This is a genomic window from Dechloromonas sp. A34, from assembly GCF_026261605.1.
Classification (GTDB): domain Bacteria; phylum Pseudomonadota; class Gammaproteobacteria; order Burkholderiales; family Rhodocyclaceae; genus Azonexus.
The window spans coordinates 2,133,294-2,151,011 of record NZ_CP102486.1; the positions used below are offsets into that span (position 1 = coordinate 2,133,294).

General features: G+C 62.8%; 14 protein-coding genes. 6 read left to right on the top strand and 8 right to left on the bottom strand.

The features are described 5' to 3' along the window. Nucleotides 1–85 precede the first annotated feature (85 nt). The 5 genes from NQE15_RS23865 (at nucleotide 86) to NQE15_RS10710 (ending at nucleotide 3,033) form a co-directional block, all read left to right on the top strand. Nucleotides 86–394 carry an isocitrate/isopropylmalate family dehydrogenase gene (locus tag NQE15_RS23865; RefSeq protein ID WP_323054970.1) on the top strand — a complete coding sequence of 103 codons (309 nt, stop codon included), beginning with the start codon at nucleotides 86–88 and terminating at the stop codon, nucleotides 392–394. Next, nucleotides 328–1,161 carry an isocitrate/isopropylmalate family dehydrogenase gene (locus NQE15_RS10695; protein WP_323054971.1) on the top strand — a complete coding sequence of 278 codons (834 nt, stop codon included), beginning with the start codon at nucleotides 328–330 and terminating at the stop codon, nucleotides 1,159–1,161. The genes NQE15_RS23865 and NQE15_RS10695 overlap by 67 nt, the downstream gene beginning before the upstream one ends. Further along, nucleotides 1,161–1,931 carry a sulfite exporter TauE/SafE family protein gene (locus tag NQE15_RS10700; protein ID WP_265949593.1) on the top strand — a complete coding sequence of 257 codons (771 nt, stop codon included), beginning with the start codon at nucleotides 1,161–1,163 and terminating at the stop codon, nucleotides 1,929–1,931. The genes NQE15_RS10695 and NQE15_RS10700 overlap by 1 nt, the downstream gene beginning before the upstream one ends. Nucleotides 1,932–2,053: 122 nt before the next feature. Continuing rightward, the gene (gene trmB / locus NQE15_RS10705) at nucleotides 2,054–2,722 is read left to right on the top strand and encodes a tRNA (guanine(46)-N(7))-methyltransferase TrmB (protein WP_265949595.1); all 669 of its coding nucleotides are present in this window, start codon (nucleotides 2,054–2,056) and stop codon (nucleotides 2,720–2,722) included. Continuing rightward, on the top strand, nucleotides 2,719–3,033 hold the full coding sequence (locus NQE15_RS10710) for a YkgJ family cysteine cluster protein (RefSeq protein ID WP_265949597.1): 315 nt from the start codon (nucleotides 2,719–2,721) through the stop codon (nucleotides 3,031–3,033). Before trmB ends, NQE15_RS10710 begins: the two co-directional genes overlap by 4 nt. Nucleotides 3,034–3,078: 45 nt before the next feature. Here the strand turns inward: NQE15_RS10710 and NQE15_RS10715 are convergent, their stop codons facing one another. The 8 genes from NQE15_RS10715 to NQE15_RS10750 form a co-directional block, all read right to left on the bottom strand. Further along, nucleotides 3,079–3,627, bottom strand: coding sequence for a DUF1439 domain-containing protein (locus NQE15_RS10715; RefSeq protein ID WP_265949599.1), 549 nt, complete (start codon nucleotides 3,625–3,627; stop codon nucleotides 3,079–3,081). A 165-nt stretch (nucleotides 3,628–3,792) separates the two neighbouring features. Continuing rightward, a complete protein-coding gene (locus NQE15_RS10720) occupies nucleotides 3,793–7,827 on the bottom strand; it encodes an EAL domain-containing protein (RefSeq protein WP_265949600.1) in 4,035 nt (1,344 codons plus the stop codon). A gap of 6 nt (nucleotides 7,828–7,833) precedes the next feature. Beyond that, complete coding sequence (locus NQE15_RS10725; protein WP_265949603.1) at nucleotides 7,834–8,979, bottom strand: ABC transporter substrate-binding protein; 1,146 nt, start codon at nucleotides 8,977–8,979, stop codon at nucleotides 7,834–7,836. Nucleotides 8,980–8,986: 7 nt separating this feature from the next. Continuing rightward, on the bottom strand, nucleotides 8,987–11,011 hold the full coding sequence (locus NQE15_RS10730; protein ID WP_265949606.1) for a TonB-dependent receptor plug domain-containing protein: 2,025 nt from the start codon (nucleotides 11,009–11,011) through the stop codon (nucleotides 8,987–8,989). A gap of 87 nt (nucleotides 11,012–11,098) precedes the next feature. Next, nucleotides 11,099–11,917 carry a hypothetical protein gene (locus NQE15_RS10735; RefSeq protein ID WP_265949608.1) on the bottom strand — a complete coding sequence of 273 codons (819 nt, stop codon included), beginning with the start codon at nucleotides 11,915–11,917 and terminating at the stop codon, nucleotides 11,099–11,101. After that, nucleotides 11,914–12,738 carry a hypothetical protein gene (locus NQE15_RS10740; RefSeq protein ID WP_265949611.1) on the bottom strand — a complete coding sequence of 275 codons (825 nt, stop codon included), beginning with the start codon at nucleotides 12,736–12,738 and terminating at the stop codon, nucleotides 11,914–11,916. Before NQE15_RS10740 ends, NQE15_RS10735 begins: the two co-directional genes overlap by 4 nt. A 9-nt stretch (nucleotides 12,739–12,747) precedes the next feature. Then, nucleotides 12,748–13,185, bottom strand: coding sequence for a thiamine pyrophosphate-dependent enzyme (locus tag NQE15_RS10745; protein ID WP_265949614.1), 438 nt, complete (start codon nucleotides 13,183–13,185; stop codon nucleotides 12,748–12,750). 2 nt (nucleotides 13,186–13,187) lie between these two features. Beyond that, nucleotides 13,188–14,612 carry a thiamine pyrophosphate-binding protein gene (locus NQE15_RS10750; RefSeq protein ID WP_265949617.1) on the bottom strand — a complete coding sequence of 475 codons (1,425 nt, stop codon included), beginning with the start codon at nucleotides 14,610–14,612 and terminating at the stop codon, nucleotides 13,188–13,190. Nucleotides 14,613–15,062: 450 nt separating this feature from the next. On the opposite strand from NQE15_RS10750, the gene acnB reads away from it, so the two are divergent. Further along, nucleotides 15,063–17,651: a bifunctional aconitate hydratase 2/2-methylisocitrate dehydratase gene (gene acnB / locus NQE15_RS10755; protein WP_265949619.1), complete on the top strand. Its 2,589-nt coding sequence runs from the start codon at nucleotides 15,063–15,065 to the stop codon at nucleotides 17,649–17,651. Nucleotides 17,652–17,718: the final 67 nt, after the last annotated feature.

Below are 17,718 nucleotides of genomic sequence, written 5' to 3' on the forward strand. Positions count from 1 at the left end.
GTTCAATTGAATTACGGATTGGCGGATTGTATGCCTGATCGTTTCCAGTAGCATTGCCGTCATTCAAATGACGAAAGGCCGGTACATGAAACGCCATTCCATCGCAGTCATCGCCGGCGACGGCATCGGCAACGAAGTCATGCCCGAGGGGCTGCGCGTGCTGGAAGCCGCTGCCCGCAAGTTTGGCATCGGCCTTGACCTGACCACCTACGATTGGGCCAATTGCGATTATTACCTGCAGCATGGCCAGATGATGCCGGACGACTGGTTCGCGCAACTGCGGGGCATGAGGCGATCTTCTTCGGCGCCGCCGGCTGGCCGGCCAAGGTGCCCGACCATATTTCGCTGTGGGGCTCGCTGCTCAAGTTCCGCCGCGAGTTCGACCAGTACGTGAACCTGCGTCCGGTGCGCCTGATGCCCGGCGTGCCTTGTCCGCTGGCCGGGCGCCAGGTCGGCGACATCGATTTCTATGTTGTGCGCGAGAACACCGAAGGCGAGTATTCCGCGGTCGGCGGCCGGCTGTTCGAAGGCACCGAGCGCGAAGTCGTGCTGCAGGAGGCGGTGTTCAGTCGGCGTGGTGTAGACCGCATCCTCAAATACGCTTTCGAGTTGGCGCAGAGCCGCCCGAAGAAACACCTGACCTCGGCCACCAAGTCGAACGGCATCGCGATCAGCATGCCCTACTGGGACGAGCGGGTCGAGGCGATGGCCGCCCACTACCCGGAGGTGTGCTGGGACAAGTCGCACATCGACATCCTGACCGCCTTCTTCGTGCTCCATCCGGATCGCTTCGACGTGGTGGTGGCCTCTAACCTGTTCGGCGACATCCTTTCCGATCTCGGCCCGGCCTGCACCGGCACGATCGGCATCGCGCCCTCGGCCAACCTGAATCCGGAACGCAGCTTTCCGTCGCTGTTCGAGCCGGTGCATGGCTCGGCCCCCGATATTTACGGCCGCAACATCGCCAATCCGATCGCCCAGATCTGGTCGGCGGCGATGCTGCTCGACTTCCTCGGCAACGGCGATGTCCGCTACACGGCGGCCCACGACGCCATCGTCAAGGCCATCGAGACGGTGCTGGTGGCCGGCCCGCGTACTCCGGACATGGGCGGTACGGCAAACACCACCGATGTCGGCAAAGCCGTCGCCGCGGCGCTTTGATGACGGCTGACCTGAGTGCCGTGCTCGCTCCCCTGGCGCTGGGCGCCGGGCTGGGCTGGATCGGCGGCCTGCTCGGCATCGGCGGCGGCATCATTGCCATCCCGGTCCTCGCCATGGGTTTTGCCATGAGCCAGCAACTGGCCCAGGGCACGGCGCTGGTGATGATTACGCCGAACGTGCTGGTTGCCTTCTGGCGCTATTACCAGCGCAATCCGCTGCCGTGGCGAACCATCGCCTGGCTGGCTAGCGCCGCCCTGGTCACCACCTGGCCGGCCGCCAGGCTGGCCGTGCTGCTTGATTCACGGGTGCTGATGATCTGCTTCGCGGTTTTCCTGATCGGCTTGGCGCTGTATTTCCTGTGGGGCAGCCGCGGTTTGGCGCCGGCCTCTGATCCGGCAGGCGCCTGGAAAGAGCGCTGGCTGCCGGGAGTCGGCCTGATCAGTGGCCTGTTCACCGGGCTGTTCAGTGTCGGCGCCGGCATTGTCGCCGCGCCGCTCCTGGTCCGCTGTTTCGGCAAGCGCCAGGCCGTGGCGCAGGGCATCGCGCTGGCCGTCGTCGTGCCCGGGGCAGTCCTCTCGCTGGCGATCTACGGGCAGGCCCGGATGGTCGATTGGCAGACCGGCCTGCTGCTGGCGATCGGCGGTATGACTACTGTCTCCTCGGGCGTGGCCTGGGCGCATCGTCTGCCGGAAAGCCGGCTGCGCCGCATCTTCGCGCTGATGCTGCTGGTTACGGCGGGATTGATGATACGGGCGGGCGTCGTCGGGTAAATTTTGCGAAAATGGCGGCCTTGCCGGCGTCAGCCGGCTGACCTTCATTTCCGGATAACCCGAATCTTGCCGTTGCCCTGCACTACTCCCCGCTTTCCCATCCGCCAACCGGTGTCGGCCTGGTGATGGAGGGCAACTCCCGTTTCATCAGCAGCGCCCAGGACGGCCCGCATCGCGACCTGGAAGACCTCGTGCGCCGCCACATGGCGCATCCGTTCCGGAAGCCGGTCGCCGACTACAACCGGCAGGCGCTGGCCACGGCGCTGGCCGCCCGCGCCGTCTGGAATCCGCTGGCACCGCTGATTCTAGACGCCGGCTGCGGGGTCGGCTGGAGCACGCAGCGCATCGCCGAAAGCTTTCCCGATCATTTCGTCTTCGGCGTCGATCAGTCGCTGGACCGGATCAGCCGTGGCAAGCCCTTGCCGATGCCGGCCAACGCGCTGCTGGTACGCGCCGATCTGGTCGATTTCTGGCGCCTGCTGGCCGAGCGCGGCATCCGCCTGGCCCGCCATTACAACCTCTATCCGAACCCCTGGCCGAAGATCGGCCATCTCGCCCGGCGCTGGCAGGGGCACGCGGTGTTTCCAGTGTGGCGCGAACTGGGCGGCGAAGTGGAGTGCCGCAGCAACTGGCGCATCTACATCGAGGAAATGGCCCGGGCGCTGACCTTGCTCAGCGGCCAGCCGGTGGCCGCCGAACCATGGCAGACGGCCGACCCGATGACGCCCTTCGAGAAAAAATACCTCGCCTCCGGCCACGAGTTGTGGCGCTGCCGGGTGAATCTGGGATGAGCCCCTGCCAGAGCTGCGGCGCCTGCTGCGCCAGCTTCCGTGTTGATTTCCACCCGGCCGAACTGGCCGGCGGCACCTTTGCCTGGGGGGCGGGTGTGCCCAAGGAGATGACAGTGCCGGTCACCGCCGCCATCGTCCGCATGATCGGCACCGATACGGCCGCCCCGCGCTGCATTGCGCTGGCCGGGGAAGTCGGCCGGGAGGTCGGCTGTACCATCTACGAGGGGCGGCCCTCGCCGTGCCGGGAATTCGATACCGAACACGCCGCCTGCAATCGGGCACGCCAGCGCTACGGCCTGCCGCCGCTCTAGTAGCAGCCTTTGCTTTTGTGGTACTAGGGGCGGCGGTCGTTGCGCTCAGAGCGGCGACAGTACGGCGACGACGCGCCCCGGTTCGATCCGCACCGAGCGCAATAACCAGCGTGCTGTGGCTTCTTCGGGGCTGGCGTCCGCGCGCAGGACATAGACCGGTTTTCTGAAATAGCTGACGACCAGAGTGTTCACGGCGTTGCGGGCGGCCGGCTCGTACTCTTTCGGCAGGGCCTGCGAGGATACCGAGTCGGCGACCGGGTTTTCCAGATAGAAGGCCTTTGTGTTGTCGTTGTAGCGAATGCCCGCGGTGCCTGTGACATCGACCGGGATGGCCGGCTGGCCGAGCAGCGAGATGTGAACGCGGGCGACGATACCGACCCGGCCTTCGGGTACGCCGAGGGTGATCCGGGGTACTTCGAGCAGCGCCACCGTCATCAGGCCGTTGTAATTGCGTTGCTGCGGGCCGGATCTGGCGAGCGCCGTCTGGATTTCTGTTTCGGAGAAGGCGACTTCCTTGCCCAGCAACTCGGCTTGGCTGCATGGGGCGATGGCCGCGAGGGCGGCAAAGAGGAGGGCGGTGATGCTTGGCTTCATGCACTTCCTTGACAGGCTATCGATAGCAGCAAGTCTAGCAGCCTCGTCGGATAAGGCGTCGTTATCCCCGTTTGGGTCGGGTAAGTCTGTGGATAAGCTCGGGACAAGCATGGCAAGTGCCTGAGCTGGAAAGGGAATCCGGCGTTGCCTACAAAACAGGCGGATTCAGCTTTGTTGCTTCCGCGGCTGTCGTTTTTTACGCTTGGGTGTGAACATCTGGGTTTCGATGACCTCGGCCGGCAGCGGCTTGGAGAACAGGTAGCCCTGCAACTGGTCGCACTTCAGGCGGGCCAGGGTTTCCTGCTGGGCGATGGTTTCGACGCCTTCGGCGACGACGTTCATGCGCAGGCTGTGGGCGAGGGCGAGGATGCCGGTGACGATGGCCACCGCATCTTCGTCCTGTGGAATGTCCTGGATGAAGGAGCGGTCGATTTTCAGGGTGTTGGCCGGCAGGTGCTTGAGATAGGAGAGCGAGGAGTAGCCGGTGCCGAAATCGTCGATCGAGAGGTGGATGCCGAGGCTGCGCAGATCGCGCAGGAGGTCGATGCTTTCCGCGGCGCGGGCCATCAGCACGCTTTCGGTGATTTCGAGAACCAGTGCCGAGGCCGGCAGGCCGCTGTCGCTCAGGGCGCGCAGCACGATATCGCGCAGATCTGGCTGCTCCAGTTGCTTGGCGGACAAATTGACGGCGACGTGCAGCTTGCTCAGGCCATTGTCGAGCCAGGTCTTGGCCTGGGCGCAGGCGGTGCGCAGGACGCGCTCGCCGAGGGCCAGGATGAGGCCGGTGTCTTCGGCGATCGGGATGAATTCGGCTGGCGAAATGATGCCTTCTTCCGGGTGCAGCCAGCGGACCAGGGCTTCGACGCCGGCGATTTCGCCGCTGACGGTGTTGACCACCGGCTGGTAGAAGACCGTGATTTCGTCGCGTTCAAGGGCACGGCGCAGATCGTTTTCCAGCTTGAGGCGATCCGAGAGGGCCGATTCCATGGCCGCTTCGTAATAGCAGAAATCACGGCCGCTCTGCTTGGCGCGATACATCGCGGTGTCGGCGTGGCGCAGCAGTTTGCTGACGTCCTGGCCGTCGTCGGGGTAGAGCGAAATGCCGATGCTGGCGGTCATCACGACCTCCTGTCCCCCGACGGTGAGCGGGGCGGAGACCGTCCGGCAGATGTTCTGGGCGACGCTGGCCGCGACGCCGGGATTCGGCAGTTCGTCGAGCAGGATGGTGAATTCGTCGCCACCCAGACGGGCGACGCAGTCGTCGGCCCGGACGCAGCCCTTGAGGCGCTGGGCCATGGTGGTCAGCAACTGATCGCCGGCTTCGTGGCCGAGCGTGTCGTTGATGAACTTGAAGCGGTCGAGGTCGAGGAAAAGTACGGCCAGCGTGCTGTTGTGCGTCATGCTGCGGTCGATGGCGCGATTCAGGTGTTCGACGAAGAGCAGGCGATTGGGCAGCCCGGTCAGCGTGTCGTTGTAGGCGAGTTGATGTACGTGGCGCTCGGCGCGGGTGGCATCGATGACCCGGCGGACACGCTGGTTGACTACCGAGAGGTGGATCGGTTTGGGAATGAAATCGCTTGCTCCGGATTCGAAGGCGCGCTCGATCGACTGGCGGTCTTCGAGCGCGGTGATCATCAGCACCGGGATATCCTTCCACTGCGGATGGCGTTTCAAGGCGCTACAAGCGTCGAAGCCGTTCATCACCGGCATCAGGGCATCCATCAGGATGGCGTCGGCCGTATTTTCTTCCAGCCAGGCCAGGGCCTCGGTGCCGTCGCCGGCTTCCTCGACACGGAAACCGTTGCGGTGCAGGGCGTGACGCAGGGCGGAACGAGTGCTGCGGTCGTCGTCGACGATCAGCACGATGGCGGCGTCGTCGCGGGGTTGCGGGAGGCTGGGCGGCTCGTCGAGCTCCGCCATCATGGCGGGTTCGATAAGCGCAAATTCGGTTCGCAGGCGAAGCAGCAATTCGCTGCTGTCGCTGAGCGTGCCGGCTTCGGCATGCTGTTCCATGGCGCGGGCGGCGTTGGCCATCGCCACGGCGCCGAGATTGCCGGCGGCTCCCTTGATGACGTGGGCGACCTTGCGGATCGTGTCGGCATTGCCGATGGCAATGGCGCCTTCCAGTTCGAACAGGTATCCCGGCATGTCTTCGAGGAAGGGGCGGATCGCTTCACTGATCGAATCGCCGAGGAATTCGCGCAGGTTATCGAGCGCCGAGCTGTCGAACGGCGGGGTGTCGGTGCTCTCGACGAGCAGTTCGGCCTGGGCAACTTGGTGTGTCGAGATCTGCAGGCATCGTTCGAGGTGACTGGCCAGCGCCTCCAAAGTCAGGGGCTTGGACAGGTGGCCATCCATCCCGGCGATCTTGCAGCGTTCGATATCGTGCGCCAGCGTATTGGCGGTCATCGCAATGATCGGAATATGGCGGCCGCTGCCGGCTTCCAGACTGCGGATAGCGGCAGTGGCCTGGAAACCGTCCATTTCCGGCATCGAACAATCCATCAGGATCAGATCCCAGTTGCCGTCCTGCCAGTGGGCAACGGCCTCGACGCCGTTGCGGGCGACGCCGCTGCTGCACCCGAGCAGGCGCAACATGCCGACGGCCACGGCCTGGTTGGTGGCATTGTCTTCGGCGATCAGGATGCGGGCGCTGTGCTCCATCCGCCTGGTGGTGGCGGGTAGCGCTGCCGGGGAGAGGGTGCCGACGGTGCACGGGGCAGTAAACCAGAAATGGCTGCCCAGACCCGGCGTGCTGTCGACGCCGATTTCGCCACCAAGCAGGCAAACGATCTGCTTGCTGATCGCCAGACCGAGGCCGCTGCCGCCGTAGCGTCGCGTCGTCGAGGTGTCGGCCTGGGTGAATGAATCGAAAATGGCGGACTGCAGTTCGCCGGCAATGCCGATGCCGGTGTCGCGGACGTCGAAGCGCAATTGCTGGCTGTTTTCGATGCGCTCGACACTAAGAGTCACCGAGCCGCGCTCGGTGAATTTGAGCGCATTGCCGAGCAGATTGATCAGGACTTGGCGGATGCGGGCCGGATCGCCGCAGAGGACGGGCGGCACATCGGCTGCGACGCGGGCAGTGAGGGTCAGCTTCTTGCTGGCGGCCGAAGTCTGGAACATGCTCATGATGCCGTCGATCAGGGGCTGCAGCGCAAAATCGCTGGCGTCGACCTCCATGCGGCCGGCTTCGAGCCGGGAGAAGTCGAGGATGTTATTGACCAATTCGAGCAGGTATTGCGAGGAGTCCCAGGCCAGGCCGAGCAATTCCGTTTGTTCCGGGTCCATGCGGCCGGTCTTCAGCATGTCCAGCGTGCCGATCACGCCATTCAGCGGGGTACGTATCTCATGGCTGACCGTGGCGGCGAAATCGGATTTCAGCTTGGCAAAACGCAGGGCGCTGTCGCGTGCAGTGCGCAATTCCAGCTCGCGTTGCTCAAGGGCTTCCATCATGCTGTTGAAGGCATGGGCCATCTCGGCCAGATCGCGTGGGCCGGAGAGATCGGCGCGCAGACCGATCTCGCCTTTTTCGGCGCGGGCCATGGTGTCCGAAAGGTCGGAAAGCGGCTGCGTGAGGCGCCGGGCGAGAAGGCGCAGAGCGAGGACGAAAAACACCGCAAAGGCGATGCCGGCGGCGAAATTGACGATGAATACTTCGCGGATCAGTGCCTTGAGCGGCGCTTTGCTCTGGTCGACCACCACGAAGCCGAGCAGGATGTCCTTGCGTTCCGTGGTCTCGAACGGCGAGTCCGGGCCGGATACCGACCAGACCGGTGCGACGAAGCGCCAGCCCGCCGCATTCTCTTCCTCGAGATAGGCGACCTTGGTATTGAGCATCAGCTTGCTGCCGGCACCATTTTCGCTGATCGTGACGCCGCGTTCGAGAAGTACTCGGCCATCGGTGTGGCGAATCTCGATGCGGGTGATGTCGGGGAAGGCGGAGGCCGCGGCCAGTGCTTCCGAGACGTTGTCGGCGGAACCAAAGACCAGGGCCAGCCGACTTTGCACCGCCAGGGTCTGCGAGATGCGCAAACCATCCTGCAACTTGCTGGCGTACAACTGGCGACTGCCCTGCCAGGAGGTGGCAAAGGCCGACAACAGCGAAACGCAGAGCACACCAACCGAGAAGAGGATGGCGAGTTGGCGACGAAAAGTGGTTTTCTTGAAACGCTGCAGGAGGCCGGAAAATGACGCCATAACCCCTTATTGCTCCGGGAAAAGCAGGTTGAAGCCGCGCTGCTGGGCGGGCGATGGCGCCAGGCCGAGATGGCTGGCGGTTCGGGTATTGAAGGCAGTCAGCACATTGCGCAGGGGAAGGACACCGCGCACCGCCGGGTTGCCATTGGCCATGCCGATCGCCGACGACGCCAAATTGCGCCCCAGTTCCAGGTTGTTGGGGTAGAGCGCAAAGAGGGCGCCGCGCCGGACATGCGACACGTTGCTCGAAAAAACCGGTATGCCCTTGGACCACGATTCCTGCAGGACCAGAGGCAGGACCAGCGATTCGTCCACCGTGGCGCTGTCTTGTGGCAGCCAGAGCGCATCGTGCTTGGCATCGGCCGAGGCAAAAATGGCCTGGTAGATGCCCAGGGCGCTCTTCAGGTCGCCGGCTTCATGGGCCACCAGTTCGAAGCCGTGATTGCGTGCCGCTTCCTTCGCCAGCTTGATCAGCCAGGCATTTTGGCGGGGATCGTAAACCACAAAAATGCGGTGGGTTTTCGGCGATAGTTCTTTTAACTGGCTGAACAGCAAGGCCGGATCTGGCGCCAGGCTGAGGATCGCATTGTTTCGAACATTGGCTTCGGGCACCGAAACCACGCCGCCGGCGACGACGCCGATGTCCTTGTCGAGTGCGCTGGCGGCGAGCAGTCCATTGCGGCCGAGGGCGATGACAACGCGAATGTCCTGACGTTTCAGCTCGCCGGAGATGGCCTGGGCGTTGAAATTGTTGCCCACCGCGTAGCTGGTGACCTTGGCCTGGGCACTTTCCTCGATGCCTTCAATGATTTTCGAGAAGATGCTGCGATACGGCTCGCCGATATCCGGATAGAGCACGGCGATCGGGCCGATAGTGCCGCCGGCCGCGGCCAGCCGGATTGGGTCGCCGCGCTGGGTGGCGGCCAACAGCATCTGGCTTAGGCGTGGTGAGTCAAGGTCCTTCAGGCTAAGCCGGATGATTTCAACCCCCGGTGTATTCCCGATGCCACCCAGTAGCCCGGTAATCGCGCTTGGGTAGGAGTCGTCGGCTTCGGCATAGATGACCGCAATACGGGTCGGCTCGGCTTGAGCCTGCAAAGTGCTTCCGGCCAGGAAAACCGTCAACAGGAGTCGAAATATGACAAATTTCATGTCAGCACTATAGGCTGAAACGCGCCTGAAGCCAGTAGGTTCGTCCTGGCATCGGGAAATCGTAGGTAATGCCGGAGCTGGACTTGCTCGGTTCGCGGATGTCGGCGTCGAACAGGTTATTGATGGAGGCCGAGAAGTCCCAGCCACGTTTCGTCCGTTCGCTGCGTAGGGTCAGATCGACAGCTGTGTAATCCGGTACTTCAGGACGCGTGTCACCGTAGGCACGATTACGGTCAGCGACGTAATTCACCTGTCCGCTCAGTTGCCAGCTGGGTACCAAACGCCAGTCGGCTCGGCCGTAAAGATGGTGGTGTGGGGCGTAGCCGGCATCGCTCCCCGTACTTTCATCGATGTTCTTCTGGTAAGCGTAGTGGCCTGAAAGGCGCAGGCTATTGGAGGCGTCCCAGGCGACTTCCAATTCGCCGCCGCTGCCTTTCTGCGTGCCACTGTTCAGGTAGGTTGCCCCGGTCTGACTGATGATGTCGGAAATCTCGTGGTGGAAGACACTCAGGCTGGTTTGCAGGTTATGGCGGACCTGCCAGGTGATCGCACCTTCCAGTGTCTTTATTTTTTCCGGCATCAGGGAGGAATTGCCCAGCGCGATGGGATTGCCGGTTGCGTATTGCTCGATAAAGGATGGGGCGCGAAAAGCCGTGCCGTACATTAGTTTTGCGGTCAGGTCGTGGCGTGCTTCCCAGACCAGGGCGAGGCGCGGGTTGGTCGTGCTGCCAAAATCCGAAAAGCTGTCATAGCGGACGCCACCGGTCAGGGTCCAGGCACGGGCAAAACTCCATTCGTCCTGAATGTAAGCGTAGTCGAGCTTGCGTTTGTGAGGGGCGAGGAAGAGATTGACTCCGCTCGCCGAGGACATCGGCACGGGCGCCAGGGTGGGAATCTGTGTGAAATTCTTGGTTTCACGGGTCTTGTAGATTTCCATTTCGTCGTGACCGATGCCGAAGCGCACCCGGTGGTCGGAAAATCCGGAATAGACGCTGGTTCCAGAGAAACGGGACTGACGTTCCCATTTGTCCGGATCGCCAATCACACCATCGGGGAAGCCTGGGATGACCCCGCCGGGAATCACCACCAGCGGCGTGGTGACCTCGTTGGTGAGATGCATGAAGGCGGCTTGCAGGGTCACGCTGAGGTCACGGGCAAAGTTTGCATCGGTCCACGACAGGTCGCTGCTGATTCGTTCGCTACGGACGCGTCCGGCCGGGTCCAGTGCGGCGGCAATGCCGGCGCCCGTGCCGATGTTGTCGCGTAACGTATAGGCAGCGCGCCAGCGGAACTTGCCGTAACCGATATCAAGCTGACCGTCGATGTCGTCGTGCCCCACGTTAACCGGACCGCTACGTCCGATCCCGTCAGAGCGGATCTGGCGCTTCTGGCCGTCGGTGGTGCCGATTTTCAGATAGGCGGCGACGTCGAGATCGCCAATCTTGCTGCCATGCTGGAACCAGCTGTCCCAACTGTTGAAGGAGCCGGCCCGCACTCCGAATGAGGTGCCGTCGATGTCTGCCGCTGTTTTGGTGATGATGTTGATGGTGCCGGCAAAGGCGTCAGCACCGTAAATGGCGGAACCCGGGCCACGGATGACTTCGATGCGGGCGATGTTTTCCACCGGCAATTCAACCAGTTCCTCGTCGGGATTGCCGAGATAGACGCTGGTTCTCGGTATGCCGTTGACCATCATCAGGACCTGTGGCGAGGTTGCGGTAAGGATGCCGCGCATGCCGTAGGTGGGGGTGTAGAGGTGTTGCAGCATATTGCGCGAAACGTGCATGCCGGGCACTGCTTCCAGGGCCTCGATTAGCGTCCTGGCCCCCATGCTAGCGATATTTTCGGCAGTGATGACCGTTGCGGCCGAAGGCGCTTTGCTGAGCAATTGCTTGGTGCCGGTGGCAATGGATACAAAGCTTTTGTCACCATATGCCAAGGCGAGGTCTTCCTCGTCGGCCATGGGCTGAGCAAGGGTTAAACTGGTGCCGGTAGCCAGCAACAGGCCGGAAAGTATACGGACTCGAAACATGGTGTATCCCCCTGGAGCATTTTCTATGGTTTTTCTTGAATGCCTGGGGAATCTAAAGGAAAGGCTATGCATTGGCAACAAGGGCAATTATCCAAGAGCCCGGCTCCAAGGGCGTCGGGCGGGGCCTTGGTAAATTATCGCCTGGCAGGGGAGTGGCAATGTCGCCTGTTCCGGGCGAGAGCCCGCTTCTATGTAGCATGGCGGCATGCCGGCCAGAAAGGCCGGTAGCATGTACAGATAGTATTCTCGAGGCGACAGGCCGATATCGAGGGCGAGCGCCGCAGCAATGGCAGCATAGTTCATCCGCATGCGCCAGCGGCCGGCGAGCAGGATTTCTTCGATGGCGAAGGCGAGTCTGACATGCTCGCCGCCAGCGAGTCCCTCGCGCTCGGCAAGTCCGAGGACGATGGCGTTTCGCTCGTCGGCCGCCGATTTCGCGACTGGTCGGCCATAGCCCCCAATGCCGCGGCTGACCTGCAATTCTTCGGCGACCACTTCGGCCAGCTGGCGGCCCGCCTGGACTGCGGCTCTGGCTCGAACCAGGAAATCAGCGATGGCGATATCGATCTGGCGGCCGTAGATCGCCGCCTCCGAGGTGGCGAGTGCGGCGCTGATGGCAAGGATGCCGGTGCTGCGGGCGCTTCCGGCCAGCGCGGCGACGCGGTTATTCCACAGTCGGGCATCGGGATAACTGGTGTTGACCCAGATGGCATGCAGGACTTTGATTTGTGCCGCCGTATGTCGGCGGCCGCAGATACCGAATACGTAGAGGTCGAGCCAGTCGGTGTCCTGCAAGTCGGCATGCAGATCGTGGCCGCGGAACACCGCGCGTTCGCCCGGAAAACAGCCGCCCATGGTGGTGCGTAGCGGGCCAGTCCAGGATTCGAGGGTTTTTTGCTGCTTCATCGTGGCTCTCCCTGTTTGGCGCGTGGGCCGGGATCGTTGGCGATATCGATGGCGAAAAAGGGGAACCGTCGGAAACCGCTTTCCCCCTGTTCCAGCGCATGGGCGGCGGCGCCGGGCAGGCGCAGCAGAAGCGTCAGCATTTCGCCGGCGACAGGAGCCAGGCCGAGGTCGGTCAGCGCGGCAGCGAGCACGCCGGTCATTGCCAGGGGGCGGCCGACAACCTGCTCCAGTCTTTCGCGGTTTTGTGCCAGCCAGCTGATGCAGCCATCTTCCAACTGGCTGACGAGGGCATTCAGGGTCTGCCGGACGGGTCTGCTGCAGCGCTCGCCATAAGGAGCGAAACCGGGCGGATGTTCGGCGTCCGGCCAGACCTGCATTTTGCCAGTGCTTGGCGACGCCTGAAGCGCTTCCTGCCAAGCCTCCGGGCAATGGCCGCAACTTGCCCACAACTGCATGCACTGGAAAACTTCGCGTGACCCGCCGGAGACGCCGGCGCCTGCGGCTAGCGCCGCCATCAGTGCCGCGGCGGCCGGCGAACCGCCGACGCCGGCGCACATCGCTGCATGCACCGACGGGTCGCGTGGCCCAGGGTTGGCGACTGCAATGGCGAGAATTTCCAGGGCGCGGGCAACCTGCGGCGACGGGCGTTCGCCACGAAACAGCAGGTAGAGGTATTCCGGATAAGTGGCCTGCTCGAGGATGTCACCGTATATATCGTAGCCAGCGCAGTAGCAGGTCTGCGCCGAGAACGGGTTGTCATCCTCCGCTTCTTCCTCCCAGAGGCGGCTATGGATAAGGTCGCGGCCAATTTCGGCAGTCATTTCCGCCACCTAAATGTCGGTGCCCAGAACCTGCATGCGCAGATTCATCGGCGGGACTTCTTCGCCGTCGATATAGACATCGAGCAGGGTCGGTCCTTTTTTGCGGCAAATTGCCTCGATGTCGAGTTCGGCCATCTCTTCCGGCGAGCGGATGGTGTAGCCGTCGGCTCCCATGGCGCGGGCCATGGCGGCGAAATCAGTGGTCGGCAGCTGGAAAGCGATCTGTTCGGCTCCGGCCAGTCGCTGGCCGTGCTTGACCATGCCCAGCGCCTGGTCGTTGAGGATGACGAAGATCACGGTCAAGCCTTCGGCGACGGCGACCGAGATTTCCTGGCCGTTCATCATCAGGCTACCATCGCCGGTAATACAGACGACTGGCACGTTCCGGTTGCCGGCGGCGGTGCCGACGGCGCCGCCGATCGCCCAGCCCATTGGTGCGAAATCCATGGTCAGGCGAAGCCAGCCGCCCTCGGTCTGGCGTCGCCCGCCCTCCCGTCGCCGGCCGCCCCCCCCAGGCGACGCTCGCTGATACGGCGGTCGCCAGGGCTCAGGTAGTGGGTGGACCAGGCGACGCTGTTGCCGGCATCGGCCAGAAAGCGGGTGCTGGGAGGGAAAAGTCGGCCGAGGTCGTACATCAGCCGTTGCGGCGCGATCGGGCTGGCGCTACTGGTGTATTTGTCGGGGTCGGCCAGCGATACTTCGCTGGCCCATTCGGCAGGCGGCAAGTCGCGGGTGGCGCGGTTGCGCTGGTATGCGAAGTTGCTGTTTTCCCCGATGCGGTGGGTGCGCTCGATCAGGCGCTTGAAAATACTGTGCAGGCGGCCGCGCACGTGGAGCTTGGCCATCGGCGAGCGAGCGAGGTGCTCGGCCGATTCGTCGATATGAACCAGCTTGCTGTTGAGCAGGGTGTCGCTCCAGCCGCTGCTGGTCCACTCGTTCATGCTGGTACCGACGGCGAGGACCAGATCGACCGTATCGTCATTCAGCATGGCGCTCGCCGACTGGTGGCCGGCAAAGCCGAAGACCCCCCGGAACAGCGGATGGTAGGGGCTGATCAGCCCCTTGCCGTCCGGTGTGGTGACGAAGGGTATGTCGCGCAGGACGGCAAACTGCAGGATGGAGCCGATGGCCTCGCCGCACCAGCCGCCGATCAGGAGGCGGATATTCTTCGCATTTTGGAGCAGTTCGATCAGGTCGTCAGTGGCATCGGCGTCGAGCAGGGAGGTCGGACGCAGCTTGGCGGCGATGTCGTAGGACGGTTTGCTCACCGGACTGGGGCTTTTCATGATGTCCAGCGGAATGCTCAGGTGGACCGGCCCGCGCGGGGCGCGCACGGCCCGTTGCAGGGCGGTGATCAGCTTCGATTCGATCTGCTCCGGGTGCGAGACCAGTGAGTTGTAGCGCGTGCAGTGGCGGAACATGCCCAGCGTATTGATGCCGGTGCAGGCCGACTCCTGCAGGGCGCGCTTGCCGAATGAGGGGAGCGACGGCTGGCCGGTGATGACCAGCATCGGGATGCCATTGTCGAAGGCGCAGGCGACGCCGGTTATCAGATTGGTAGCGCCGGGGCCGGAGGTGGCGCAACAGACGCCGATCTTGCCGGTTTCGCGGGTGTAGCCGTCGGCCATGAAGGCGGCGCCGGCTTCATGGCGGGCAACCATCGGACGCGGCCCGCCGCGCCGGCCGCTGCGCGCCAGGGCGTTGTAAAGCGGTTCGATGGCGCCGCCGGGGACGCCGAAAACGTACTCGATGCCCATTTGTTCCAGGTAGGAGACGATCAGATCGGCGACCTGAGGCATCTCCTTGACCGTCGCCTGCGGGAAATGCGTTTCGGTGCTCACATCGTAAGCAAGCGCAATGCTTGGACTATTCATGAATTGCTCCCTTGTGCTTCTAGTTTTTAATTGGTGCATTGATACAAGGATACAAGGGGCGCAATATCTACTACCTTCGTCATATTCACCGTGATTTATTACACGCATTTGTCAATTTTTATGACTATTGGTGTTTGTTGCGTGCCCGACTTGGACGGCGGAAATTGGTTTCTCCTGCTGGCCTGTCGAGGCCCGGAGGAGAGTGAGTGAATAGAGCCAGATTTTTTGCTCGATTTGCCAGCCGTAAAATGCCGTGTTTGATGGGTTTTCAGGCTAACTTCGCCAGAACCTTGCGAACGAAGTTCACAGCAAGCCTTCTAAAAGATAAAATATATAAGACTTGAACAAAGGGGGCGGTTGCCTGCTGAACCGATGCTCCCCATCACTGTCGTAGAATGGCTGATTACGCCATGTATTTCCCAGAGCAACCCTTTACGAAAGGAAGTCGCCGTGCTTGAAGCTTATCGCGCCCACGTTGCCGAACGTGCTGCCCTCGGTATCCCCCCGCTGCCCCTCTCCAAGCAACAGACCAGCGAACTGGTCGGCCTGCTGAAGAACCCTCCCGCCGGCGAAGAAGCCGCTCTGGTCGAGCTGATCACCTACCGCGTGCCGGCCGGCGTCGATGATGCCGCCAAGGTCAAGGCCGAGTTCCTGGCCAAGGTTGCCAAGGGCGAAGAAGCCTGCGCCCTGATCTCCAAGCAAAAAGCTACCGAACTGCTCGGCACCATGCTCGGCGGTTTCAACGTCAAGCCGTTGATCGACCTGCTGGCTGACGGCGCTGTCGGTGCCGTGGCCGCCGAAGGCCTGAAGAAGACCCTGCTGGTTTTCGACTTCTTCCACGATGTCGCCGAACTGGCCAAGGCCGGTAACGCCAATGCCAAGGCTGTCATGCAATCCTGGGCCGACGCCGAGTGGTTCACCTCGCGTCCGGAAGTCCCGGCTTCGCAGAAGCTGACCGTGTTCAAGGTCACCGGCGAAACCAATACCGACGACCTGTCGCCGGCACCGGATGCCTGGTCGCGTCCCGACATCCCGCTGCACGCGCTGGCCATGCTGAAGAACCCGCGTCCGGGCATCGAAGCCGACGAAGCCGGCTCGCGCGGTCCGTTGAAGCAACTCGAAGCGCTGGCCGCCAAGGGCAACCTGATCGCCTACGTCGGTGACGTGGTCGGTACCGGTTCCTCGCGCAAGTCCGCCACCAACTCCGTGCTGTGGTTCACCGGCGAAGACATCCCGTTCGTACCGAACAAGCGTTTCGGTGGTTTCTGCCTGGGCTCCAAGATTGCCCCGATCTTCTTCAACACCATGGAAGATGCCGGCGCCCTGCCGATCGAAATCGATTGCAGCGCGATGGACATGGGCGACGAGATCGAACTGAAGGTCGATCAGGCCACCGGCAAGGTCACCGCCACCAAGAACGGTGCCGTGATCGCCGAATCGCAACTGAAGACCCTGGTGATCATGGACGAAGTCCGCGCTGGCGGCCGGATTCCCCTGATCATCGGTCGTGGCCTCACCACCAAGGCGCGCGAATTCCTCGGCCTGCCGCAATCCACCCTGTTCCGCCTGCCGCAAAACCCGGCCGACGACGGCAAGGGCTACTCGCTGGCCCAGAAGATGGTCGGCAAAGCTTGCGGCGTGACCGGCATCCTGCCCGGCACCTATTGCGAGCCGAAGATGACCACCGTCGGTTCGCAGGACACCACCGGCCCGATGACCCGCGACGAACTGAAGGATCTGGCCTGCCTCGGCTTCTCCGCCGACCTCGTCATGCAGTCCTTCTGCCACACCGCTGCTTATCCGAAGCTGGTCGACGTGCGCATGCACCGCGAACTGCCGTCCTTCATCAGCACCCGTGGCGGCGTTGCGCTGCGTCCGGGCGACGGCGTCATCCACTCCTGGCTGAACCGCCTGCTGCTGCCGGATACCGTCGGTACCGGCGGTGACTCGCACACCCGCTTCCCGATCGGCATCTCCTTCCCGGCCGGTTCCGGCCTGGTCGCCTTTGCCGCCGCCACCGGCGTCATGCCGCTCGACATGCCGGAATCGGTGCTGGTTCGCTTCAAGGGCGAAATGCAACCGGGCATCACGCTGCGCGATCTGGTTAACGCCATTCCGCTGTACGCCATCAAGGCCGGTCTGCTGACCGTCGAGAAGAAGGGCAAGATCAACGTCTTCTCCGGCCGTATCCTGGAAATCGAAGGTCTGCCGAACCTCAAGGTCGAACAAGCTTTCGAACTGTCCGACGCTGCCGCCGAGCGTTCCGCTGCTGCCTGTGCCGTCGCCCTGAACAAGGAACCGATGGTCGAGTACATGCGTTCGAACATCACCCTGATGAAGTGGATGATCGCCGAAGGCTACGCCGATGCCCGCACCCTGAAGCGCCGCATCAACGCCATGGAAGACTGGATCGCCAACGGCACGCTGCTCAAGGCTGATGCCAACGCGCAGTACGCCGCGGTCATCGAAATCGACCTGGCCGAAGTCACCGAGCCGATCCTGGCCTGCCCGAACGATCCGGACGACGTCAAGATCCTGTCCGAAGTTGCCGGCGCCAAGATCGACGAAGTCTTCATCGGTTCCTGCATGACCAACATCGGCCACTTCCGTGCTGCCGGCAAGGTTCTCGAAGGCAAGTCTGACATCCCGACCCGTCTGTGGATTGCTCCGCCGACCAAGATGGATGCGCTGATCCTGACCGAAGAAGGCTACTACGGCGTCCTCGGTAAGTCCGGCGCGCGCATGGAAATGCCGGGCTGCTCGCTGTGCATGGGCAACCAGGCCCAGATCCGCAAGGGCTCGACGGCGATCTCCACCTCCACCCGCAACTTCCCGAACCGCCTCGGCATCGACACCCAAGTGTACCTCGGTTCCGCCGAACTGGCCGCCATGTGCGCCCTGGCCGGCCGCATCGTGACGGTTCCGGAATACATGGAGCAGATCAAGCTGGTGAACGCCAAGGCCGGTGAAGTCTATCGCTACATGAACTTCGACCAGATTCCCGAGTTTGTGGAACAGGCTGCTACGGTCGAGATGTAAGTTGCGAAAATCGACGTTTTTATAGGCGTCGAGCGCAAGAAAAAGCCCCCGCCGGGAAACCGGCGGG